This window comes from Streptomyces spinosisporus, assembly GCF_022698145.1.
Taxonomy (GTDB): domain Bacteria; phylum Actinomycetota; class Actinomycetes; order Streptomycetales; family Streptomycetaceae; genus Streptomyces; species Streptomyces spinosisporus.
The window spans coordinates 54,682-76,728 of record NZ_JALDAX010000007.1 but is presented as its reverse complement, the minus strand read 5'-3'; the positions used below and the strand labels follow the sequence as shown (position 1 = coordinate 76,728).

Below are 22,047 nucleotides of genomic sequence, written 5' to 3'. Positions count from 1 at the left end.
CCATGCGCATCGTCTGTGTCGCCGGGGCGCGCCCCAACTACATGAAGACCAAACCGGTGATGGACGCCCTGGAACGCCGGGGCGCCGAGGTGCTGCTCGTCCACACCGGCCAGCACTACGACCCGGCCATGAACGACGTGTTCTTCGCCGACCTCGGCATCCGCCCGCCCGACCGCTTCCTCGGGGTCGGCTCCGGCAGCCACGCGGAGCAGACCGGACGGGTGATGACCGCGTTCGAACCGCTGCTGGAGGAGGTGTCGCCGGACATCGTCGTCGTGGTCGGCGACATCAACTCCACGCTGGCCTGCGCCCTGGTCACCGCCAAGGCCGGACCGCTCCTTGCCCATGTCGAGGCCGGTCTGCGCAGCCGCGACTGGGGCATGCCGGAGGAGGTCAACCGGGTCGCCACGGACCGGGTCAGCGACTATCTGCTGGCCCCCTCCCCGGACGCCGTCGACAACCTGCGCGCCGAGGGCTACCGCGAGGACCAGATCCATCTGGTCGGCAACGTCATGATCGACACGTTGCTGGCCAATCTGGAACGCGCCCGCGCCTCGGACGTGCTCGGCCGATACGGCCTGTCCCGGGGGGAGTTCGGTCTGGTCACGCTGCACCGCCCCGCCAATGTCGACGACCCCGAGGTCCTCGCCGGGCTGCTCAAGGCGCTGGGCGAGATCGCCGGGAACTGCCCGCTCGTGCTGCCGGTGCATCCGCGGGCGGCCGGGAAGCTGGCCGAGATCGGCGTGCCGGGCGGCATCCAACTCGTGCCGCCCGCCGGGTACTTGGACTTCATCGCGCTGCAGGACGCCGCCCGTGTCGTGCTGACCGACTCCGGCGGCGTGCAGGAGGAGACCACCGCGCTGGGCGTGCCCTGTGTGACCCTGCGGGACAACACCGAGCGCCCCATCACCGTCGAGCAGGGCACCAATGTGCTCGCCGGCCGGGACCCGGCGCGGATCGTGGCCACCGTGAACGCGGTGCTGGACGCGCCGCCCGCACCGCGCCGGCCCGACCTGTGGGACGGCCGCGCGAGCGACCGTATCGCCGACGTGCTGCTGACCGGAGGCACCGCGAGCACCCGGCCACGACCGACCGACCAGCCCCGACCCGAGGACCGAACGTTCCCCATATGATCCGCTTGCAACTCATGCTCGTCGAACGTCTGGTCGCGAGGGGGGACCGTCATGGATCTCGCTGAGATCTTCCGGGTCATGCGCAGGCGCTGGTACGTCCTGCTGCCGGGGCTGCTGGTGACCGCCGGTCTGATCGTCGGCGTCCTCGCGCTGGTCCCGGTCACCTACCAGTCGCAGAGCACCGTGGTCCTCCTCAACTCCCAGAAGGCCACCAAGGCCTACGACGGCAACCCCTTCCTCAGCACCCAGACCTCGCTCACCGGCATGGCCGACAGCCTGGCCCGCAGTCTCAACTCCGACGTGTCGTTGCGGGAGCTCACGTCCCGTGGCGCGAAGGGCACGTTCGAGGCCAAGCTCGCCGACAACGCGCAGGGCCCGCTGATGTGGCTCACCGTCACCGGCACCGACAAGGCCTCCGTACTGGCCTCGGACAGGATCCTGACCGCGTACGCCAAGGACCGGCTCGACCAGTTCCAGAAGCAGCAGTCGGTCGCCCCGCAGGCCATGATCCGCATGACGACGATCGTGCCCCCGCAGAACCCGGTGGCGCAGACGAAGACACGGCTGGAGTACACGGTCATGGCCGGGGCCCTGGGCCTGGTGCTGAGCCTGGTCGCCGTCTTCTACGTGGAGGCGCGCCGCCGGCCGCGCACCCCGGCAGGGCCGGACGAACCCGCACGGCCCGAAGAACCCGCGGAACCGGTCACCGCCCCCGAGCCGCAGGCCGGGGAGCAGGCCGTGGACCAGACGATCGCCCTGCGGCGGCCGCCCGCCTGGTCGCGGTCCGCCGAGAACCGGCGCGCCACGCAGCCGGGGGCCGGACGCTCCGCCACGGCCGTGGCGTCCGCCACCGAGCCGCTCGACGAGGAGTCGACTCATGGACAGCGTTCGCACACCGGACAGCGAGAGATCTGAGGCGAGCGGGAGAGCTGACGAGAACGGGGGATCCGACGCGCGCGGGGGACCCGGGACGTCCGACGCGGTCGCCGACAACTCCCTCGGCCGCAAGGTCCGTTCGGCGGCCCGCTGGAGCCTGATCAACACCGTCGTCATGCGCCTGGGCAACTTCGCCACGGGCATCCTGCTGGCGCGCTTCGCGCTGGGCCCGGCCGAGTGGGGCGTCTACGGCATCGCCCAGACCGTCCTGCTGGTCCTGCTCTCGGCGAACGAACTGGGCGTCAGCCTGGCCCTCATCCGCTGGGACGGTGACCCCCGCCGCTTCGCGCCGACGGTACTGACCCTGGCCACCGCCTCCAGCGTCCTCCTCTACGCCGCCCTGTTCGTCTCGGCGCCGACGGTGGCCGGGCTGCTCGACTCGCCGCATGCCTCGGGCGTCCTGCGCGTGATGTGTCTGTGCCTGGTGATCGACGGGGTGGCCCAGGTGCCCGCCGGCTTCCTCACCCGCGAGTTCGCGCAGGGCAAGCGGATGCTGATCGACGCGCTCAACTTCGTCCTCAGCACCGCCGTGACCCTGGCTCTGGCCTTCGCGGGCTGGGGCGCGATGAGCTTCGCATGGGGCGCGGTCGTGGGCAACGTCGCCGCGCTCGTGGCCTCCGCCGTGGCCGCCCCGGGCACCCTGCGCTTCGGCTGGGACCCCCAACAGGCCCGCGCCCTGCTGAAGTTCGGGCTCCCACTGGCCGGTGCGAGTCTTCTCGCCCTCGCGGTCGTCAACGTGGACACCATGGTCGTCGGCTCCACGCTCGGCGGCGTGTCCCTCGGCTTCTACGTCCTGGCGTTCAACATGTCCGGCTGGCCGGTCCGCGTCATCTCCGAGGCGGCCCGGCGTGTCTCCTTCGCCGGCTTCTCCCGCCTCGCCGACACCCCACAGGCCCTCGCCCAGGGCTTCAGTCGGGCGCTCGCGGTATTGGTCACCGGCACCGTGCCCCTGTGCGTCCTGCTCGGCGGCCTCGCGGGCCCGGTCGTCCACCTCGTCTACGGCAGCAAGTGGCTCCCCGCCGCCGAGGCCCTGCCCTGGCTGATGGCCCTGGGCCTGATCCGCATCGGCTGCGAACTCGCCTACGACTGCCTGGTGGCGGTCGGACAGCGCCGCTCCCTCATCCTCGTCCAGGGTCTGTGGGTTCTCGCCCTCGTCCCGGTCCTGATCGTCTGCGCCCGCTCGGGCGGCATCGTCGGCGTCGCCCAGGGCCATGTCCTGGTCGGTGCCGTCCTGGTCGTCCCGGTGTTCCTGCACGCCCTCGGCCGGGCCGGGATCGGCCTCGCCCACATCGCCAGGGCCTGCGCCTGGCCCTTCCTCGGGGGAATCGTGATGACCCTGGTGATCCTCGCCGCGCGACACCTGCTCGGCGACGGCACCCCGGCGGTGTTCGCCATCGGCGCGGTGGCGCTGGCCAGTTATGTGCTCTGCGTCCTGCCCGGCCTCGGCTTCCTGCGCGGCGCCCGGACACCGGAGGCCGTATGAGAAGGCTCCGCGGCCCGCTCGCCTGCCTGGCCCTGCTGCTGACCGCCGGCTGCTCCGGCTCCGGCGGTCCGTCCGCGGCCACGCACACGCCCAGCACCCATGACAGACCCCCCGCCGCCGAGACGTCCAGCGCCGCCCCCTCGGCAACAGCCTCCCCCAAGCCCAGCCCCAGCGCCCCGGCCTCCGCCACCGCCGGGGCCGGCGCCAAGCCCTCCGCACGCCCCACCGCCGTGGCACCCGTGGAGGCCGACTTCCCGAACGCCCGCACCACCGGCCCCCGGACCCGCCTCAAGCCGCACGCCACGGGGAACATGAGCATCAAGACCGACGGCACGGTCATCAAGGGCTGGGACATCACCGGTTCGCTGGACATCTACGCGAACAACGTGACCATCGTCGACTCCAGGATCACCTCCACCAACTGGTGGGGCGTCAACCTCCGCCCCGGCTACCACGGACTGCGGGTCCTGCACACCACCATCACCGCCGTCCCGGGCAAGGGCCCCGACAACGGCGGTGTGGACTACGCCGTGTCCAACATGGGGACCAGCTCCATCGAGGTCGGCTGGTGCGACATCTCCGTGTTCGGCAACGCGCTGTCCATGGGCCAGGGCAACATCCACGACAACTACGTCCACGGCCTCGTCCCCTTCCGCAACGCCGGTGGCGAGTGGCAGCACACGGACGCGGTGATCAGCGGCGGCGGCAACACCGGCAGACTGGTCATCCGGCACAACACCCTGCTCAACCCGGTCGACGTGAACCGAGGAGCGTCCGCGAGCATCGGCCTGTTCGCCGACACCGGCCATGTCTCCAACACCGTCATCGACGGCAACCTGCTGGCGGGCGGCGCGTACGCCCTCTACGGGGGCGGCGAGGGGGCCACCGGGATCACGGTCACCGACAACGTCTTCTCGACCCGGTACCACGGCAACTCCGGTGTCTACGGCGCCGTCACTGCCTGGAACGCCGAAGGCAGCGGCAACGTCTGGCGCAACAACCGGTTCGCCGACGGGACGCCGATCACCCCCGAGCCGGCCGGTTAAGGAGGAAGGCTATGCGACGTGTCGTACGGGCTCCCTGGGAGCTCCTCAAGGGCGCCTTCGGCTGGCTGGTCCTCTTCGAGCTGCGCAACAAGGTCCTGCTCGCGCCCTCCGCGCTGCGGCTGCGCCGCTTCGAATCCGCGGAGGTCCGCCGCCTGGCGGCCACGACGGCGCCCCCGCCCACGGCCCTCGTCGCCACGGTCATCGCCACCCACCGCCGCCCCGACGCCCTGCGGGCCGCCGTCCGCTCGGCCCTCGCACAGACCGTGCGCGACCAGGTCGTCATCGTCGTCGACGACGGCGCAGGACTGCCCGACCTCCCGGACGACCCACGGCTGTTCGCGGTCTCGCTGGCCCGCAACACCGCCGTGGCCGGTGTCGTGCGCAACGTCGGCATCCGCCTCACCCGCTCCCGTTACGTAGCCTTCCTCGACGACGACAACCTCTGGGAACCCGACCACCTGGAACGGGCGTTGGCGGTCCTGGACTCCCCCGGCGGCCCCGACGGCGTCTACACCGCCCTGCGCCGCGTCCTCCCGGACGGAACCGAACGGGACACCCTCTCCGTCCCGTTCGACCGCCACCGCGCCGCCCGCGAGTCCTTCCTCGACACCAACGCCTTCGTGGCCCGCCGCACCGACACCCTGCACTTCAGCCGCCTGCGCCGAACACCGAAGGTCCTCCCGCGCGAGGACTGGGAGCTGGTCCACCGCTACAGCCGGGCCCACGAGGTGCGCCACGTACCGCAGGCGACGGTGCGGTACCTGGTCAACCCCGCGAGCTACTACACGACTTGGTCCGGATGAGCCCCTCATGATCGCCTGATGGGGTGAACCGGGCACGACAACCGCGAAGGAGGCGGCCGGTCCGGGCATCCCCGGCCCATGCGCACCCTCGTTCTCATGTCCGCCCTGGTCATCGCGGCGACACCGTCCGCCGCGCCGTCCGCTCCCACTCCCGCCGACGTACCGGCGGGGCACGTGTACTTCTGGCCCGATCCGAACCAGACCGGCACTGCCTTCGACTACGCGCCTCCGGGGTACAAGGAGGCCGACGCGCAGGTGATGCGGCACGCCTACTCGTTCGCCTCGAAGGCGACCGCCACCGTCTACGCGATCAGCCGGCCGAGCTCCGGTCCGTGCCTGTACCGCCCGATCCTGCCCGAGGAATACAGCACCAACTGGGTCGCCTGGGCGACGAAGTTCGACGGAGTCAGCGACACCACGATGGGCTGCGCCGCGGACTGAGACGCCGGCGCGGTGACGGCCCGGTCACGGGCCGGGCGTCACCCGCAGCGCCCCCGGCCGGAGCAGGGCGCCCGCTGCCGCGCGGCTCGCCTTTCGGCCGAGGGCCGCCCGGGACGTCTCGCGCAGGAGGACGGCGGATCGGAAGCAGGTCGTGGCGAGCGTGCCGTGGCGGCGCGCGTACAGGCGGACGCGGTTGACGGTGAGCAGGCTCCACAGGCGGGGTGAGACCTGGGAGTCGCCGCCCAGATGTACGGCCTCGGCGGTCGGCTCCAGTTGCGTGGCGTAGCCCAAGTCCCGTGCGCGCAGGCAGTATTCGGTCTCCTCGGAGTAGAGGAAGAAGGACTCGTCCCAGGGTCCGCAGGCGGTCAGGCAGTCGGCCGAGATCGCCATCAGGGCGCCGGTCGCCCAGTCGACGCGGGTGGGGCGGCGATAGGCGTCGGGGTCGGTGACCAGTTCGCTCAGGGCCGGGAACCGCCCGGCCCGCCGGTTGCCGATCACCGCCTCGCCCAGCGCCCGCAGCACGCTCGACTCACGTCGTAGCGAATGGTGAGGGGTGTCCCGGCCCTCCTCGTAGAGAAGGGGTACGGCGATCCCGACGCCCTGCCCGAGGCTGTCGACGAGCCGCTTTGCGCAGCCCTGACGCATACGGATGTCGGGGTTGCAGATCAGGGCGGCGCGGATGTCCCCGGCGGCGTCGAGCGCCGCGTTGACCCCGGCGGCGTACCCGGCGTTGCGGCCGGTCTGGACGACAGTGGCGTCGGGGGCCAGGGCTTTCAGGATCTCGACGGTGTCGTCGGCGGAGTCGTTGTCGGCGACGACCAGCCGGTGGTCGAGGCCCTTCATGGCGTCGGGCAGCGCGGCCAGGAAGCCGGGGAGCACCGAGGCGCTGTTCCAGGTGACGACGATGACGGCGACGGTCGTGCTCATCGGGACTCCACGGGTCGGGGCAGCTCGGCCGGTCGGGGACGCTCAACTGGTGGTGCCAGTTCGGTTTTCGGGGCCCTGCGAGGGCCGGGCACGGTGGCGGCGGCCGTCTCGCGCCGGACGAAGCCCAGATAGCTGGCCCCCGCCCCCAGCGTCAGGAAGAACATGCCGGCGAACATCGGGAAGCTCAGCGAGTCGAAGGTGGCACTGATGACCAGGGCGACCAGCGCCGAGGCGAAGAACGCCTGCCCCAGTTCGCGGTCGGCCTCGGTGCGCGCCAACCGCCGGATCGCACCGCCCTGGTGGATGCCGGTGATGAACAGGGTCAGCAGAGCGATCAGCCCGAGCAGGCCCATCTCGGCCAGGCCCAGCATGTACTGGTTGTCGGTGAAGAAGTACAGGTCCGGGGTGAAGGTGCCGAACCCCCGCCCGAACAGCGGGTGTTCCTTCAGATAGGGCACGATCGCGCTGTACTTGACGGTGCGTGCCTGGGTGCTGCTGTCGGAGTTGGACAGGAACGACGCGAACAGCCCGGTGATGGTGCCGATCAGGCCCGGGATCAGCACCTTGAACACGGCCACGGAGGCCGTCAGCACGCCGATCGCGGCCCAGCGGCGGGTCGGCTTCCAGCGCGGCACCATCACCAGGGCCACCAGCAGCAGGCCGACGATCGAGGTCCGCGACACCGACAGGGGCAGCGCTCCGGCCATCAGGATCACCGGGCCCCAGCGGCGCAGCGCATGCCGGTGGCGGCGCACCGGGTCCAGGGCCTGTTGGACGGCGAAGGGCAGCAGGATGGCCAACATGCCCGCGAATTCCAGCGGTTGGGCCGTGGTGGCGCGGGGCCGGGTGAAGGCGCCGCGGTCCATGACGCTGACCTGGGCCACGCTGGTCTGCAGGCCGGGGATGTGGATGGAGTCGGCGATGTTGGTGGCCGCGAAGAAGTCGTAGAAGCCGATCGCGGCGACGACGGACGCCATGACGACCACGCGGCGCATCAGCACGTCCAGGCGGCTGCGCTCCTGCATGGCCGCCGACGTCAGGACGACCAGCGACACCCACACCAGGAATCCGATGAGTCCGCGGTCGGCCCCGAGGACCTCCTCGTGGGAGCTCTCGCGCAGCGCGTTGGAGATGTACGCCGCGAGGACGGCGAGACCGAGCACGCACAGCGCGACCCGTACGAGTCTGGTGCCGGGGGCGGGCAGGATACGGCCGCCGAGCCAGGTCGCCAGGTACCACATCAGGCCGAGCAGGGCGAAGACGTTGGCGGGGGTGCCCACTCCGCCCAGCGCGGGCAGCGCGAGGTTGGAGGGGATGAAGAAGGCCAGCACCAGATAGACGGTGAGGATGGCGGTGGCGTCGACCCGTCGGCCGAGCATGCCCGCCCGGTTCCGCCCGGGGGCGCGGGCCTTCTTCGGCCTGGACGCCGCCTTGTAGCGGCGCCGGACCACCGAGACGCCCTCCATCAGGATGGACAGCAGGAACGCGCTGACCACACCGAGGATGACGACCGCCGCGACGCCCTGGTAGCGGCTCTTGGACTGGGCGACGGGGGTCTGCGGCAGCACGACGGGCGCGGTCTGCACGGCGTAAGCGGGCGGGACCTTCGCGGCGGCCTGCAGGGCGTCGAGCTGCTCACCGGCGAACTCGGTGAGGGTGCTGGTCTCCTTGAGCACCTTCTCCCGGTCGGTGCCGGTGACGGTGAGCACCACCAGTGGGCTGTCGCTGGCCGGTGCGAAGCCGGCCGTGTACGGGTCGGTGACTCCGCGGCCGTGCAACTCCTTCGCCGCGTCGGCCGATTCGAGCGTCCTGATCAGCACGTCGGCCGTGACGATGAGCGAACCGCCGGCGTTCGAGATGGGGTTGCCGAAGGTGGGCGCGAGCCGTGCGACGGCCGAGGAGTCCAGCAGCGCGACGGAGCTGTGCGACTCGTAGGAGACGGGCACGGTCACCCACAGATAGCCGCCGCCGATCAGGCTGAGCACGGTGAAGGGCACCATGAAGTACCAGCGTCGGCGCAGAATTGCCCATATCTCACCAAGACTCATGATGCGTCCCTCCTTTCGGTGGCATCCCACCGCGCGCCCTGCCAGTATCGGGAGTGACGGAAGGAACTCGTATGTCGCCTGGGAACGTCGCCGACGCGCTGCTCCGCCGCTGGTACGTCGTGGTGGTCGCGCTGCTGGTGACGGTGGCCGGGGCGTACTTCGTGCTCCGCCCCGCGCCGCAGTACGTGGGCTCCGCGGTGGTCGTGCTCAAGCCGCCGGTGACGCAGAACCAGCCCAACCAGTACACCAATCTGCAGCCGCCGCTCGCGGTGGTCTCCTACGGCGTCGTGCAGCAACTGCGGTCCCCCGCAGGGGTCGAGGAGCTGCACGCGGCGGGTGTCCGGGGCACGTACCGCCTGATCCCCCGCAACAGCGGCACCAGCGCGACGCCGCAGTATCTGATCCCGTCGCTGCAGGTGCAGTCGCAGGCGTCCGGTCCCAAGGCGGCGGTGACGACGGTGCGCCGCATCATCGACGTCTACACCCGGCACGTCGAGCAGCTGCAGACCGCCCAGCACGTCCCGTCCGGTGCGCGCATCACCGCCTCCGTGCTGACCTCCCCGAGCGCCGCCGCGGTGCAGGGCGACCGGACCCGCGGCCTTGCGGGCGTGGCGCTGCTGGGACTTGCGGCCGGTGTGGTCGGCGCGCTGTGGCTCGACCGGTACGCGACGAGCCGCCGGCCGGCCCCGCAGGGCCGCCGGCGAAGCTCCGCGCCGGTTCCGGTGTCCAACTGACCGGGCCACCGGGCTGTACTGACGTTCCATCAGATGCCGCGGCGCTTCCAGGACTCCCACCACAGCCACTCGCGCCCGCGCTCGGCCACCGCCGACCACACCAGGGGCTGCAGATACGGCATCGCCTTCGGGCCGATGCGCTGTCGCAGCCGCAGCGCGCGGTACTCGGGCAGGGCCTTGTATCCCGGCAGGCACTGCTCGGCGAACGCCACGCATTCCTCGACCGGTACGACGCCGGTCCGGCCGCGGTCGTAGGCCCGGTAGGCCCGGCGCAGGGCGAACCGGGCCAGGCGGGTGTGGACCTGCTCGGCCAGCCGGTCGGCCTCGGGCAGCAGGTCGCCGCACTTGGCCAGCAACGAGTCGAAGGCGACCAGCCGCTGGCGCAGGTCGTCGAGCTGGCCGCCGAAGTCGACGGTGGACATGTTCTTGCCGTGGACGCGGTAGAAGGCCTGGTCGGCGCCGCGGACGTAGCCGACGTCGGCATGGGAGGCGAGCCGCATCCACATCTCGATGTCGCCGGCGTGCGGCAGGGCCGGATCGTAGCCGCCGACCTTTCGCTGGAGGCTGGTGCGGACGACGACCTCCGGCGAGGTGATGCAGCCGGTGCCCTCGCGAAAGCGCCGCTGAAGCCACCAGTGCCCGGGATAGACGACCGAACCGGTGCTGTGCGTACGGGCCTTGGGCAGTGGCCCGCCGTGCTGGAAGCGCAGCGGGCGCCCGTAGGCGAAGCCCGCCTCGGGGTGTTCGTCCAGCAGCCGGGCGGCCCGGACCAGCGCGCCCGGCACCAGCCGGTCGTCGGCGGACAGCAGGGCCACGTAGTCGCCGTCGGCCCATTCCATCAGGCCCTCGTTGTACGTGGCGATGTGGCCCTTGTTGGTCTCGTGGACGAGGACCTCGATCCGCGGGTCGGAGGCGGCCAGCTTCCGGGCCGCCTCCGCCGAGTCGTCGGGCGAGGCGTCGTCGATGATGAGGACGCGGACATCGACGCCGTCCTGCTCGTCCAGGACACTGCTGACGCAGTCGGCCAGGAAGTGGCCGTACTTGTAGCAGGGGATCACCACGCTGACGCTGCTCATCGGTTCTTCTTCTGGTGGAAGGCGGTCCTGCTCGTCAGCGTCCAGCTGCGGGACTCGACCGTGTGCCGGTGCTTGTCCTTCGCCGTGACCGTCACCTTGAAGCGGGTGCCGTCCGGCAGAGGGGCGGACAGATGGACGGACGCCTTGTGGGTCGCCCGGTCGTAGGAGACGACGGCCGTGACATGGAGCTTCCTGGCCGCCTCGGAGCCCTTGACGACGCTCACGCTCGCCTTGACCGACGCCACCGCGGCCTTCTTGTCGACGGCCATGACCAGGGGGCTCGCGGCGTCGGCGGTGTGCGCCGCCGAGGACGCGGTCACCTCCGAGGCGGTCTCCGAGGCCAGGGACGCGTTCGGGTTCTCGGCGGTGAAGACGGGGCCCACCCAGTAGTTCGCGGAACCGTAGGAGCCGTTGGGGAAGGCCGGGTCGGCGCCGTAGCGGTAGAGCCCGTTGTGGTGCGCGGTGGTGTCGGCCGTGGCGGTGAGCGGATACGACTGGTGGGCGCCGGCGAAGTAGCCGCCGTCCACCGCGTAGTGGCCGTTCGGCGCGTGGTAGGAGACGACGTACGGGGTGTCGGCCGTGACGGGCACCGGGGTGGCGAACGTCAGGGTCTGCCAGCCGGACGCGGTCTCGTTGGTGAAGGTCCCGCCGCCCAGCAGGGTGCCGTCGTCGGTCCACAGGCTGCCGGTGTGGGTGCCCGTGTTGCCGGTGCCCTTGTAGAAGGTGACACCGGTGACCCAGCCGTCCGCCGAGGACGTGAACCGGGTGCCGAGCTCCACGGAGTTGGTGTCACCGGTCATGTCGGTGGTGGCCGGCGTCGCGGAGGCGCCCCACAGGGTGCAGGGGCAGGTGACCGCGGGCGGGGTGGAACTGGTGGTGAAGGACCAGGTCACCGGTTCCTCCATGGCATTGCCCCACACGTCGGATCCCTGGACGGAGGCGGTGTACGTGGTGTGCAGCGACAGTTCCGTGGACGGGGTGAAGGTCGCCTTGTTCGACGAGGGGAAGGTGACCGTGCCCGGCACGTTGTCGCCGTCCGCGTCCTTCACGGTGAACGTCACGCTGTCGGTGTCGACGGCCGCGCTGAAGGTGGCGGACACCGGTGCCGTGATCGAGGTGCCGGTCGCGCCGGACGTCGGGGAGGTCGAACCGACCGTGGGCGGGGTCGTGCTGGCGGTGGAGGTGTCCAGCACCACATCGACCCAGTAGTTGCTGCCCTCGGACGGCGTATTGGGGAAGGCGCTGGTCGAGCCGTAGTGGAAGACGCCGTTGCCGCCGTCCGTGCCGGACTTCAGTGCGGTGAGCGGGGCCAGGCCCGCGTCCTTGTCGTCGAAGTAGCCGCCGTCGTAGGAGTATCCGCCGTTGGGGGCGAAGTAGGAGGCGACGTAGGTGGTGTTGGCCTTGACGGTGACCGGGGTGGAAAAGTTCAGCTGCTGCCAGCCGGAGGCCGTCTCGTCGGTGAAGGTGCCGGTGGCCAGGCGGGTGCCGGAGGCGGTCCACAGGCTGCCGGTGTGGGTGCCGGTGTTGGCGGGCGACTTGTAGAAGCGCACGCCGGTGATCGAACCGGCCACGGTGGTACGGAACTTGACGCCCAGCTCCAGGGAGCTGCCGTCGCCCGCATTGACAGTGCCCGGCACCGCCGAGGCCGGCCAGATGCTGCAGGGGCAGGCCTGGGGGCCGACGGTCACCGGGAGGGTGGTGACGGCGCCGATGTTGACGCTGTCGTCGACCGCGCGGACCTTGATGGACGCCGTGCCCGGCGTGGTCGGGGTCCAGCTGAAGGTCCAGGACGACAAGCCGTTCGCGGCCTTCCAGGTGTCACCGCCGTCCGTGGACACCTCCACCCGGGCCACCACGCCGCCGGAGTCGGTGGCGGTGCCCTTGATGGTGACCGGCTTCAGCGCGGGCACGGTGACCCCGGAGGCCGGGCTCGTCACGGAGACGGTCGGCCCCGTGGTGTCGGTGGAGGCCGTCGCGGCCACGAGGTTGCTCTGCCGGGTCAGCGGCTGGACCCCCATGTCGGCGAGGATGTTCAGCGTCGCCTGCTGCATCCGGGAGTCCTCGGTGACCACCGTGTCGTCGGGGTTGTACGTCGGGACGTTGGTCAGGCCCCACGACCACTGCACGGTCGCCGTGCCGAACACCAGCGCCCCGGAGTCCTGGTCGCGGAACTCGACGAGGTTGTGCGTCGCGGTGCCGTTGCCGTAGACGTTGCCCCAGTCCATGCGGAGCTTGCCGTCGTTGATGTCGACCGTCGTGGACGACACGTCGATCGCCCCGGCGGGCCGGGTGCTGTTGTCGATGTCGCTGTCCCACTCGTAGCCGAGGGTGCCCGTCGGGAACGTGGCGGTCTGGCTCGAACCGAGGCCCGCGATCGAGGTGTTGCGCCAGATCCGGTTCTTGCCGTACGAACCGGGGACGGTGATGGCGTCGGCACGGTAGCCGTTCACCGTGAACATGGTGCCGGTGAGGATGTTCGGCGGCTGGTAGTCCTGGCCGTAGTCCTTGCTGGCCGGGTCCATCCAGGTGCCGGTCCAGCTGCCGCTGGGGTCGGCGATGCCGTTGTTCTGCGCCATCTTGGTCATCTTGTAGCAGACCAGGGTGCGGTCGGCGGTGCTGGTGCCGTCGATGCTGGGGGCCAGGCGCGTCTTCCAGAAGACCTCGTTGCCGCTGAAGAAGCCTTGCCGGACGCCTGCCTTGCGGGCCGCGAGGACGTTGGAGTACTGGCTCTGTGTCCAGTACTCGTCGTGGCCGGACGACAGGTACACCTTGTGCTTCTTCAGCAGGGTGGCGCCGTTCGCGGACGACACGTCCACGCCGGAGGTGTAGCTGACGTCGTAGCCGTTGCGTTCCAGCCAGGCCAGCATCATGTACTCGGAGCCGTAGATGCCGTTGTCGCCGCCGATGTCCAGCGGCCGGTTGTAGCTGACCTCGTAGGCGCGGCCGTCCGGCGCGGGCCCGGTGCCGCCGTAGAGATCCTGGCCGCCGTAGTCGTTGTAGGCCTGCCAGGTCTGGTCGCTGGTCTGCACGACGATGTCGGAGGTGCTGGAGTCGTTGCGCACGACGAAGGGGTACGGCATCAGGCCGTCGCCGTCGGTCTGCGCCAGGTTCGCGATGTACAGGCCGGACACGGCGTCGCTGGGCACCGTCCAGCTCGCGGTCACGGGCCAGTTCCCGCAGTCGACCAGGCCCGTGCTCGCCTTGGTGGTGCAACTGGCGGGATCCGTCGTGTAGTTGGCGGGGTACGTCTGGGCCGCCTGGGCCGCTGTCGACATCAGGCGGGCGCCGTCGCCGCCGTACCAGCCAAGACGGTAGATCTGGACGTTGTACGGGGTCTTCGACTGGATCTTGAACTGGACGGTGTCACCGGCCTGGACGCTCTCCTTGGTGGAGAAGCCCTGGATGTCACCGTAGGCGTTGGGCGAGAACCAGTCCTCCTTCGGACTGCCCGGCTTGGAGTTCTCGCAGACGATGGGGTTCGAGCCCGACCCGCACGGATCGGACGCAGCCTGTGCGGACCCGGCCAGCGGGAGCACCGCCAGTATCAGTGCTGCTGCGACGGCGAGGCGCCCGCCCCGGATCCGTCTGCTCCATCTCTTCATGTGTACCTCTCAGCGGTGCTGTGCAGGACCGGCCGACAGGCCGGGGCGTGGAGCGTGTGGGGACCGGTCAGCCGTCGAGCGCGTCGGCGAGCGTGTCGACGACCCGTTGCTGCTGGTCGGGGGTGATCTGCGGGTACAGCGGCAGCGACAGGATCCGGTCCGCCGCGGCTTCGGCGTGCGGGAAGTCGCCGCGGCTGTGGCCGAGTCGGCGGTACGCCGGGGTGAGGTGGACCGGGGCCGGGTAGTGCACCCCGGCGCCGATGCCCTCGGCGTTGAGCTTGCCGACGACGTCGTCGCGGTCGGCGCCGGCAACCTGGATCACATACAGGTGCCAGACATGAACGTTGCCCGGCGCGGTGACCGGCAGGACGACGCGGCCGGCCTCCACCAGGTCGGCGAGGAGCGCGTCGTAGCGGGCCGCGGCGGCGCGGCGGGCGGTGTTGCCGTCGGCGAGCCGGGCCAGCTTGGCCCGCAGGACGACGGCCTGCAGTCCGTCGAGTCGGCTGTTGAAGCCGGGGACGTCGTGGCGGTACTTGGCGACTCCGCCGTGGTTGGCGATCGCACGCACCAGGCCGGCGCGTTCCTCGTCGTCGGTGAGGACCGCGCCCGCGTCGCCGTACGCGCCGAGGTTCTTGCCCGGGTAGAAGCTGGTCGCCGCGATGTGGCCGCTGCCCGGGGTGCGGCCGTCGCGGCTCGCGCCCTGGCACTGGGCGGCGTCCTCGACGACCCGTACCCGGTCCGGGAGTTGGCCGGTCAGTGCCGTCACGTCGGCCATCTGGCCGTAGAGGTGGACGGGGACGACGGCGCGGGTGGCCGGGCCGACCGCGTCCAGCGCGGCCTGCGGATCGAGCAGGTGGCTGTCGGGCAGGCAGTCCGCGAGGACCGGGCGTGCGCCGATCCTGGCGACCGCGCCCGCGGTGGCGATGAAGGTGTTGGCGGGCAGGACGACCTCGTCGCCGGGGCCGATGCCGCTTGCGCGCAGGGCGAGTTCGACGGCGTCGGTGCCGTTGGCGACGCCCACGCAGTGCGCGACGCCGCCGAAGTCCGCGTACTCGCGCTCGAACCGGCGCACCTCCTCGCCGCCGACGAACGCGGTGTTGGCCAGGACGCGTTCGAATCCGGCCCGTACCTCGTCGGCGACCTCCTCGTGCGCCGCCTTCAGGTCCACCAGCGGAATCTGGTTCATGTGACGGGTCCCCCCAGTACGTGCGGCGACGCGAAGTCATGTGCGTGCGCCGCGAGTTGGTCGAGCGCGGGCGCGTCCGCCGCGCGCAGCCGCCGGGCCGGGCTCCCCACCCAGACCTCGCCCGGCGGTACGTCGCCGAGCACGGCACTGCCCATCCCGATCAGCGACCAGGCGCCGATCGTCGTGCCCTCTTTGACGAGGGCGCCGGCGCCCGCATAGGCGCCCCGCTCCAGCCGTGCGCTCCCGCCCAGGCGGACGCCCGAGGTGAGCGTGGCGAAGTCCTCCACCACGTCGTCATGGGTGAGGACGACATGGGGCATCACGGCGACATGTGCGCCCACCCGTACGGCGGCGGTCAGCACGCAGTGCGCGAGCAGGACCGAGCCGGGGCCGATCTCCGAGGAGGCCGACACCGCCGCGGTCGGATGGACCACGGTGGCGTAGCGCTCCACGGGCAGGGCCAGCCGGTGCACCAGCCGGGCGCGGGCCGCGTAGTCCCGGGGATTGCCGACGCAGACCACCACCCGGGCGCCGGGCAGGTCGTGGACCAGGTCGCAGCCGCCGAGGACGGGCACGCCGTCCACCTCGGTGCCGTGCAGGGCGGGGTTGTCGTCGAGGTGTCCGAGCAGCGTGAACTCGCCCGCGTCGGCCACGGCCTGCGCGGTCTCCCGGGCGAAGCCGCCCGCTCCGACGATGACAAGTCCGTTCATCCACCGGCCTGTTCGCGCAGTACGGCCACGACACGGTCCTGCTGGGCCTCGGTCATGGTGTGGAACAGCGGCAGGATCAGCGAGTCACGCGTGAGGCGCTCGGTGACCGGCAGCGGTGCGTGCGGGTGGTCCGCGTAGGCGGGTTCGAGGTGCGCTGCCATGATCCCGCGCCGGGCGGAGACGCCGGCCGCGGCGAGCACGGCGAGCAGGTCGTCCCGGCCGACGGGGAAGTCCTCGGCCAGCAGCACCCAGTAGGACTGGAAGTTGCTCTGCCCGTGCGCGGGATCGCACACGGGGGTCAGGCCGGGCACGTCGTGCAGCAACTCGGCGTAGCGCGCGGCCAGTTCGCGGCGGCGGGCGATCATCGTGTCCAGCTTGCCGAGCTGGACCAGTCCGATCGCGGCCTGGACGTCCGTCATCCGGTAGTTGAAGCCGACCTCGAGGTAGCTCTCCAGGACGGGCCTGTCGCTGGCGTGGCGCTCGGCCGCCGAGGCGTTCATGCCGTGCTCGCGCAGCCGGCGCAGCCGTGCCGCCCAGTCGGCGTCGTCGGTGGTGACCATGCCGCCCTCGCCCGTGGTGACGAGCTTGCGGGGGTGAAAGGACCAGGCGGCGAGCAGCGCACCGTGGCCGACCGGCTTCCCGCCGACGGTCGAACCGATGGCGCAGGCCGCGTCCTCGACCAAGGCCAGTTCCCGGTCCGCGCAGGCGGCGCGCAGGGCGTGCACGTCGGCCGGTACACCGCCCTGGTGGACGGCGAGGACGGCCTTGGTGCGCGGGGTGCGGACCGCGTCCACCGTGGCCGGGGTCAGGTTGCCGGTGGCGGGGTCGACGTCGGCGAACACCGGCTCGGCACCGACGTACCGTACGGCGTTCGCGGTGGCGATGAACGACAGCGAGGGCACCACGACCTCGTCGCCCGCGCCCAGGCCGAGCGCGACGAGGGACAGATGCAGAGCGGTGGTGCAGGAGCTGACGGCGACGGCGTGCTCGGCACCGACCCGCTCGGCGAAGGCCTTCTCGAAGGCGGCCACGCGCGGCCCTTGGGCGACCCATCCGGACAGCACCGCCTCGGAGGCGGCCGCGGCCTCCTCCTCGCCGAGCCAGGGGATCATCACCGGGATGCGGTCGGTGCTCACTCGGCGGCCTCCTGGGCGGCGGAGCGCTCCGCGCGCCACCACTCGACCAGGTCGCGCAGCCCCGTGCGCAGGTCGATCCGCGCGGTGAAGCCGAGCCGCTCGGCGGCCCGCGAGGTGTCCGCGAGCCTGCGGGTCACGCCGTTGACCGCGCGCGCCGGCCCGTGCACCGGCTCCAGGCCGGACGCGCCCATCGCCTCCAGCAGGCCCTCGGCGAGCTCCTTCAGCGAAGTCTCCGTGCCGCTCGCGATGTTGAACACCTCGTCGGTGAGATCCGACTCGGCGGCCAGCACATTGGCCCGTGCGATGTCGCGTACGTCGACGAAGTCCATGGTCTGTGTGCCGTCGCCGAGGATCAGCGGCGGCTCGCCCGCCTCGATGCGCTCCATCCAGCGGATGAGGACCTCGGTGTACAGGCCGTGGATGTCCATCCGGGGGCCGTAGACGTTGAAGTAGCGCAGCGCCACGTAGTCCAGGCCGTACATGCTGTGGAAGCTGCGCAGCATGCTCTCGTTGAAGGCCTTGGCCGCGCCGTAGAAGGTGTCGTTGTTGTAGGGGTGGTGGCGTTCGGTCGTCGGGAAGTCCTCGGCCATGCCGTACACGGACGCCGAGGACGAGGCGATCACCTTGGCGACGCCCGCCTCGGCCGCCGCCTCCAGCACATTGAAGGTGCCGTCGACGAGGACCTCGTTGGCAAGCCGGGGCTCCTCCGCACACTGGGTGATGCGGATCGCGGCGAGGTGGAACACCAGCTCCGCGCCCTCGGTGACCTTCCGTACGGTGTCGGCGTCGCGGACGTCGCCCTCGACGACCTGCACGACACCGCTCGGCATGGCCTGGGCGAGGTTGGCCAGCCGGCCGCGCACGAGGTTGTCGAGCACGACGATCTCGCGGGCGCCGCCCTCGGCCAGGAGGTCGACGAGGTTGGAGCCGATGGTGCCCGCTCCCCCGGTGACCAGGATCTTCTTGCCTCGTACGCTGCTCAACTGCTGTGCCCTTTCAGTGAATTGCGTTGGCTGCACCGAAACCGGACCGGATGCGCTCAGCGCCCGGCGCGCAGGCCGACGACCGCGCCCTTGAACTCCAGGCTCCGGGAGGCCGCTTCGAGAATGTCGAGCACTCTCAGGCCGGCCCGGCCGTCCGTCAGCGGCACCCTGCGCCCGGTGATCGCGTCGCCGAACTCCTCGACCATGCTGCGCAGCGCCTCCTTCTCGCCGATCGCGGGCGCGACCATGTCGCCGGAGCGGTAGGAGATGAGCATGTCGCGGCGCTCGTCCGCGCCGATCTCCTGCGGCGAGGCCAGGTCCACGCCCCGGTCGAAGATCGCCACGCGCTGGGCGGGGTTGAGGTCGTCCCAGACGAGGGTGCGCTTGGAGCCGCCCACCATGGTGGTGCGCACCTTGGTGGGCGAGAGCCAGTTGACGTGCACGTGGGCGATCGCGCCGGTGTTGAGCTGGAGCGTCAGATAGGCGACGCAGGCCTGGCCCGCGCCGATCGGGTCGGCGCCGTGGGCGGCGACGGCGACCGGCTCGACGCCCGCCGGGAGGATGAAGTCCAGGATCGACAGGTCGTGCGGGGCCAGGTCCCACATCACGTCGATGTCCTTCTGGACGAGCCCGAGGTTGATACGGACCGAGTCGACGAAGTGGATCTCGCCGAGCTCGCCGGAGCGGACCAGTTCGCGGATGCGGCCGACGGCGGGCGTGTAGCAGTAGGTGTGGTCGCACATCAGGGTGAGGCCGCGCTCCTCCGCCTCGGTCACCAGACGCAGTCCGTCGGCGTAGGTGGCGGCGAGCGGCTTCTCCACGAGGACGTGTTTTCCGGCGCGCAGGGCGGCCAGGGCGATGTCGAGGTGGGTGCCCGCGGGGGTGGCCACGGCGACGGCCGCCACCTCCGGGTCGGCGAGGACGGCCGCGTAGTCCGAGGTCGCCTGCACCGTCGAGTAGGAGCCGAGGACCCGCTGGGCCCGCTCCACGTCGAGGTCGCACAGCCAGCGCAGCCTGAATCCCTCGCCGGCCTGGAAGTTGCGTACGAGGTTGGGGCCCCAGTAGCCGGCCCCGACGACCGCGACCCCCAACGGCTTGCTGGTCTGCGTCACGTGCTTCCTCTTCTCCCGGTCCTTCAGGTCCATCAGTAGGCCCCCGTTCCGCGCACCACCGCGGAGCCGGTGCGCGCCAGGATCGACAGGTCAAGACCCGTCGACCAGTTGTCCACGTATCCGAGGTCGAGCCGGACCGCCTCTTCCCAGGGCAGGTCGGAGCGCCCGCTGACCTGCCACAGTCCGGTCAGTCCTGGCTTGACCAGCAGCCGGCGCTTGACGTCCGGCGCGTACTCCTCGACTTCCTCGGGCAGCGACGGGCGAGGGCCGACGAGCGACATATGGCCCTTGACGACATTGATGAGCTGCGGCAGTTCGTCCAGCGAGCTGCGGCGCAGGAAGGAGCCGACCCGGGTGATGCGCGGGTCCTGCTTCACCTTGAACAGCAGGCCGTCGCTGTTCTCGTTGAGGTGCTGCAGCTGCGCCCTGAGGGCCTCGGAGTCCGGCCGCATCGTGCGGAACTTCAGCATGGTGAACTGGTCGCCGTAGCGGCCCACCCGTTGCTGCCGGAACAGCGCCGGGCCGGGGCTGTCGAGCCGCACGACCAGGGCGATCAGCAGCATGGGCAGCGCGAGGAACAGAAGCAGCGCGCCCGCGAGGAAGCGGTCCAGAACCTCCTTGGGCAGCCGCGAGAAGCGGGAGAGGTCGGGTGCCGCGATGCGCACCAGCGGGACCCCGTTGGTGGGCCGTACCGCCAGCCGCGAGGTGGCGACGTCGGTCAGGACGGGGGCCAGCAGGAAGTCGACGCCCTGTGCGGCCGCGGCCCAGGACATCCGGCGCAGTACGGAGACGTCGGCACCCGGAACCGGCAGCACCACCAGGGTGTTGATGCCCAGGGCGCGCACGACGTCGTCGATGTCGCCGATGCCACCAAGAAACGGCAGGCCCAACTTCCGTATGGCAGCGGCGTTTTCGGGATCGCTCAGACACACGCCGGCGACCTGGAGTTCCTGTGCGCCGCCGCGTCGCAGTACGGCGGCCAGCTCCACGATGCCCTGCGACGGCCCGAACAGGAGCGTCGCGCTGCGGTCCCGGTCGCGTGCCCAGCGCCGGTGCAGTCTGCGGCGGAGTGTGTAGCGAACGACCACCGCTATCACGGCGACCGGCACCGCCGCCATGATCATGTCATGGAGGAGGGCCGAATCATGGGTGAACAGCCAGTACGCGAAGGCCGACATGGCCGGCAGGGCGACGGCGCCGCGCAGCACCCGGCGGTACTCCTCGGTCCCCAGGCCAAGGGCGCTGCGGTCGTAGGTGCGATGGGCGAACATCGCCACGATCCAGGTCGGGGGCAGCACCAGGGCCACCGCCCAGCGGCCGTAGGCCGCGTGGATCAAGAAGGCCGCGGCAGCGGCTGCGAGGCCGTCCGCGACCATCAGAACAATCCGGTACTTCTGTTCCCAACGTCTTCGGCGAGTCTGTGGACGTCTGCGTTCCACAACCACTCGCTCATGCGTGACCTCAATGGTCATGCGCCCCCCACCACATGCGCGACAACCCCTGACCGAAGTGCCCTCGCGTAGGCGGCACTGGAAAGCGATGGAAGCTGCAGCGGTTCCCCAACCGCCCTCATGCCCCCAGCACGCCGGCTACCGATTGATCAAATCCGTTCACAAAGCCGCACCGTGACATGCAATCAAGCCTTATTCCCCACCCAAACCGGTCCGGCGGAGCTCAATCTAGACCACGTAACTCAGTCTCGGGAACAGTTGGACGAAACACATGTCGCAATAGAGACACCAGCGGCATACTGCCCGCGTGACCAGCATCGTGATCCCTGCCCACAATGAGGCGCCCGTCATCGGCAGACTCCTCGATTCACTGTTGGCCGATTCCGTCCCCGAGGACGACACGGACATCCTGGTCGTGTGCAACGGCTGCACGGACGAGACCGCACAGGTCGCCGCCGCGCGCGGCCCGCGGGTCCGGGTGGTGGAGATCCCCGTCCCGTCCAAGCACGCCGCTCTGCGGGCCGGCGACGACCATGCGCGCAGTTTCCCCCGCGTCTACGTGGACGCCGACGTGGTGATCACGGGTGCCGGGGTGAGGGCGCTGGTCGAGCCCCTGGAGGACGAGGCGTCGGGCATCCTGGCCACCGCCCCCGCACGGGAGATCCCGCTGGCCGCCTGCGCCTGGCGGGTGCGGGCCTACTACCAGGTGTGGCAGCGGCTGCCCGCCGTGCGCGAGGGGCTGTTCGGCCGGGGGGTCGTCGCGGTCTCCAAGTCCGGGCACGCCCGGATCGCGGCACTGCCCCCGCTGATGGCCGACGACCTGGCCGCTTCCCTGGCGTTCACACCCGCGGAGCGGCGCGTGGTGGACTCGGCCGCCGTGGTGATCCAGCCGCCGCGAACTTGGCCGGATCTGATCAGACGGCGCATCCGGGCGGCGGTGTCCACGGCCCAGGTCGAACAGAATCAGGCCGAGCGGAGTCAGGGAGAGCGAAGTCGGGGCGAGCCGAGTCGGGGCGAGACGAGTCAGGGCGAGACGAGTCAGGGGCCCGGGGAGGCATCGGCGCGTACGAGTACGGCGGATCTCAGGGCCATGCTCCGCAGGGAGCCGGGGCTCCTGCCGCACCTCGTGGTCTTCCTCGCTGCGGCGGTCGTCGCCCGGCGCGGGGCCAAGAAGGCCATCCGGGCACAGGACTTCGGCACCTGGCTGCGGGACGAGAGCAGCCGGCAGAACTGACCGCAC

At 71.0% G+C, this 22,047-nt stretch carries 18 protein-coding genes; 8 read left to right on the top strand and 10 right to left on the bottom strand.

All coding sequences use genetic code 11. From position 1 onward, the window contains the following. Nucleotides 1-2: 2 nt before the first annotated feature. The 6 genes from wecB to MQN93_RS19760 all read left to right on the top strand — a co-directional run bounded on the left by wecB (nucleotide 3) and on the right by MQN93_RS19760 (nucleotide 5,842). Complete coding sequence (gene wecB / locus MQN93_RS19785; protein WP_016431002.1) at nucleotides 3-1,133, top strand: non-hydrolyzing UDP-N-acetylglucosamine 2-epimerase; 1,131 nt, start codon at nucleotides 3-5, stop codon at nucleotides 1,131-1,133. A 51-nt stretch (nucleotides 1,134-1,184) separates the two neighbouring features. Next, the gene (locus MQN93_RS19780) at nucleotides 1,185-2,048 is read left to right on the top strand and encodes a YveK family protein (RefSeq protein WP_242710579.1); all 864 of its coding nucleotides are present in this window, start codon (nucleotides 1,185-1,187) and stop codon (nucleotides 2,046-2,048) included. Then, the gene (locus MQN93_RS19775; RefSeq protein ID WP_242710578.1) at nucleotides 2,011-3,552 is read left to right on the top strand and encodes an oligosaccharide flippase family protein; all 1,542 of its coding nucleotides are present in this window, start codon (nucleotides 2,011-2,013) and stop codon (nucleotides 3,550-3,552) included. The genes MQN93_RS19780 and MQN93_RS19775 overlap by 38 nt, the downstream gene beginning before the upstream one ends. Then, a complete protein-coding gene (locus MQN93_RS19770; RefSeq protein WP_242710577.1) occupies nucleotides 3,549-4,598 on the top strand; it encodes a hypothetical protein in 1,050 nt (349 codons plus the stop codon). Before MQN93_RS19775 ends, MQN93_RS19770 begins: the two co-directional genes overlap by 4 nt. 11 nt (nucleotides 4,599-4,609) lie before the next feature. After that, complete coding sequence (locus tag MQN93_RS19765; RefSeq protein ID WP_242710576.1) at nucleotides 4,610-5,401, top strand: glycosyltransferase family 2 protein; 792 nt, start codon at nucleotides 4,610-4,612, stop codon at nucleotides 5,399-5,401. A gap of 96 nt (nucleotides 5,402-5,497) precedes the next feature. Beyond that, nucleotides 5,498-5,842: a hypothetical protein gene (locus tag MQN93_RS19760; RefSeq protein WP_242710575.1), complete on the top strand. Its 345-nt coding sequence runs from the start codon at nucleotides 5,498-5,500 to the stop codon at nucleotides 5,840-5,842. A 24-nt stretch (nucleotides 5,843-5,866) separates the two neighbouring features. Here MQN93_RS19760 and MQN93_RS19755 read toward each other — a convergent pair whose 3' ends face one another. Further along, on the bottom strand, nucleotides 5,867-6,769 hold the full coding sequence (locus tag MQN93_RS19755) for a glycosyltransferase family 2 protein (RefSeq protein WP_242710574.1): 903 nt from the start codon (nucleotides 6,767-6,769) through the stop codon (nucleotides 5,867-5,869). Beyond that, entirely contained in the window at nucleotides 6,766-8,817 is a 2,052-nt protein-coding gene (locus MQN93_RS19750) for an O-antigen ligase family protein (protein ID WP_242710573.1), read from the bottom strand. The genes MQN93_RS19755 and MQN93_RS19750 overlap by 4 nt, the downstream gene beginning before the upstream one ends. 71 nt (nucleotides 8,818-8,888) lie before the next feature. Between MQN93_RS19750 and MQN93_RS19745 the strand changes: the two genes are divergently transcribed. After that, nucleotides 8,889-9,551: a hypothetical protein gene (locus MQN93_RS19745; RefSeq protein WP_242710572.1), complete on the top strand. Its 663-nt coding sequence runs from the start codon at nucleotides 8,889-8,891 to the stop codon at nucleotides 9,549-9,551. A 29-nt stretch (nucleotides 9,552-9,580) separates the two neighbouring features. On the opposite strand, the gene MQN93_RS19740 is transcribed toward MQN93_RS19745, so the two are convergent. The 8 genes from MQN93_RS19740 to MQN93_RS19705 form a co-directional block, all read right to left on the bottom strand. Next, nucleotides 9,581-10,627, bottom strand: coding sequence for a glycosyltransferase (locus MQN93_RS19740; protein WP_242710571.1), 1,047 nt, complete (start codon nucleotides 10,625-10,627; stop codon nucleotides 9,581-9,583). Further along, entirely contained in the window at nucleotides 10,624-14,229 is a 3,606-nt protein-coding gene (locus MQN93_RS19735; protein ID WP_242710570.1) for a DUF4082 domain-containing protein, read from the bottom strand. Before MQN93_RS19735 ends, MQN93_RS19740 begins: the two co-directional genes overlap by 4 nt. Before the next feature lie 67 nt (nucleotides 14,230-14,296). Further along, nucleotides 14,297-15,415, bottom strand: coding sequence for a DegT/DnrJ/EryC1/StrS family aminotransferase (locus tag MQN93_RS19730; protein ID WP_242710569.1), 1,119 nt, complete (start codon nucleotides 15,413-15,415; stop codon nucleotides 14,297-14,299). Beyond that, nucleotides 15,412-16,125, bottom strand: a complete 714-nt coding sequence (locus tag MQN93_RS19725; protein ID WP_242710568.1) for an acetyltransferase — start codon at nucleotides 16,123-16,125, stop codon at nucleotides 15,412-15,414. Before MQN93_RS19725 ends, MQN93_RS19730 begins: the two co-directional genes overlap by 4 nt. Beyond that, the gene (locus MQN93_RS19720) at nucleotides 16,122-17,261 is read right to left on the bottom strand and encodes a DegT/DnrJ/EryC1/StrS family aminotransferase (RefSeq protein ID WP_242710567.1); all 1,140 of its coding nucleotides are present in this window, start codon (nucleotides 17,259-17,261) and stop codon (nucleotides 16,122-16,124) included. The genes MQN93_RS19725 and MQN93_RS19720 overlap by 4 nt, the downstream gene beginning before the upstream one ends. Then, entirely contained in the window at nucleotides 17,258-18,244 is a 987-nt protein-coding gene (locus MQN93_RS19715; protein WP_016431016.1) for an SDR family NAD(P)-dependent oxidoreductase, read from the bottom strand. The genes MQN93_RS19720 and MQN93_RS19715 overlap by 4 nt, the downstream gene beginning before the upstream one ends. Before the next feature lie 56 nt (nucleotides 18,245-18,300). Next, entirely contained in the window at nucleotides 18,301-19,356 is a 1,056-nt protein-coding gene (locus MQN93_RS19710; protein ID WP_242710566.1) for a Gfo/Idh/MocA family protein, read from the bottom strand. 32 nt (nucleotides 19,357-19,388) lie between these two features. Then, nucleotides 19,389-20,732, bottom strand: coding sequence for a sugar transferase (locus MQN93_RS19705; RefSeq protein WP_242710565.1), 1,344 nt, complete (start codon nucleotides 20,730-20,732; stop codon nucleotides 19,389-19,391). Between the two features lie 382 nt (nucleotides 20,733-21,114). On the opposite strand from MQN93_RS19705, the gene MQN93_RS19700 reads away from it, so the two are divergent. After that, the gene (locus MQN93_RS19700) at nucleotides 21,115-22,041 is read left to right on the top strand and encodes a glycosyltransferase family 2 protein (protein ID WP_242710564.1); all 927 of its coding nucleotides are present in this window, start codon (nucleotides 21,115-21,117) and stop codon (nucleotides 22,039-22,041) included. The last annotated feature ends 6 nt before the right edge of the window (nucleotides 22,042-22,047 follow it).

Excerpts from the sequence above, each read along its gene's own strand:
- wecB (WP_016431002.1), top strand. The coding sequence starts at position 3 with ATGCGCATCGTCTGTGTCGCCGGGGCGCGCCCCAACTACATGAAGACC.
- MQN93_RS19780 (WP_242710579.1), top strand. The coding sequence starts at position 1,185 with ATGGATCTCGCTGAGATCTTCCGGGTCATGCGCAGGCGCTGGTACGTC.
- MQN93_RS19775 (WP_242710578.1), top strand. The coding sequence starts at position 2,011 with ATGGACAGCGTTCGCACACCGGACAGCGAGAGATCTGAGGCGAGCGGG.
- MQN93_RS19770 (WP_242710577.1), top strand. The coding sequence starts at position 3,549 with ATGAGAAGGCTCCGCGGCCCGCTCGCCTGCCTGGCCCTGCTGCTGACC.
- MQN93_RS19765 (WP_242710576.1), top strand. The coding sequence starts at position 4,610 with ATGCGACGTGTCGTACGGGCTCCCTGGGAGCTCCTCAAGGGCGCCTTC.
- MQN93_RS19760 (WP_242710575.1), top strand. The coding sequence starts at position 5,498 with ATGTCCGCCCTGGTCATCGCGGCGACACCGTCCGCCGCGCCGTCCGCT.
- MQN93_RS19755 (WP_242710574.1), bottom strand. The coding sequence starts at position 6,769 with ATGAGCACGACCGTCGCCGTCATCGTCGTCACCTGGAACAGCGCCTCG.
- MQN93_RS19750 (WP_242710573.1), bottom strand. The coding sequence starts at position 8,817 with ATGAGTCTTGGTGAGATATGGGCAATTCTGCGCCGACGCTGGTACTTC.
- MQN93_RS19745 (WP_242710572.1), top strand. The coding sequence starts at position 8,889 with ATGTCGCCTGGGAACGTCGCCGACGCGCTGCTCCGCCGCTGGTACGTC.
- MQN93_RS19740 (WP_242710571.1), bottom strand. The coding sequence starts at position 10,627 with ATGAGCAGCGTCAGCGTGGTGATCCCCTGCTACAAGTACGGCCACTTC.
- MQN93_RS19735 (WP_242710570.1), bottom strand. The coding sequence starts at position 14,229 with ATGAAGAGATGGAGCAGACGGATCCGGGGCGGGCGCCTCGCCGTCGCA.
- MQN93_RS19730 (WP_242710569.1), bottom strand. The coding sequence starts at position 15,415 with ATGAACCAGATTCCGCTGGTGGACCTGAAGGCGGCGCACGAGGAGGTC.
- MQN93_RS19725 (WP_242710568.1), bottom strand. The coding sequence starts at position 16,125 with ATGAACGGACTTGTCATCGTCGGAGCGGGCGGCTTCGCCCGGGAGACC.
- MQN93_RS19705 (WP_242710565.1), bottom strand. The coding sequence starts at position 20,732 with ATGGTCGCGGACGGCCTCGCAGCCGCTGCCGCGGCCTTCTTGATCCAC.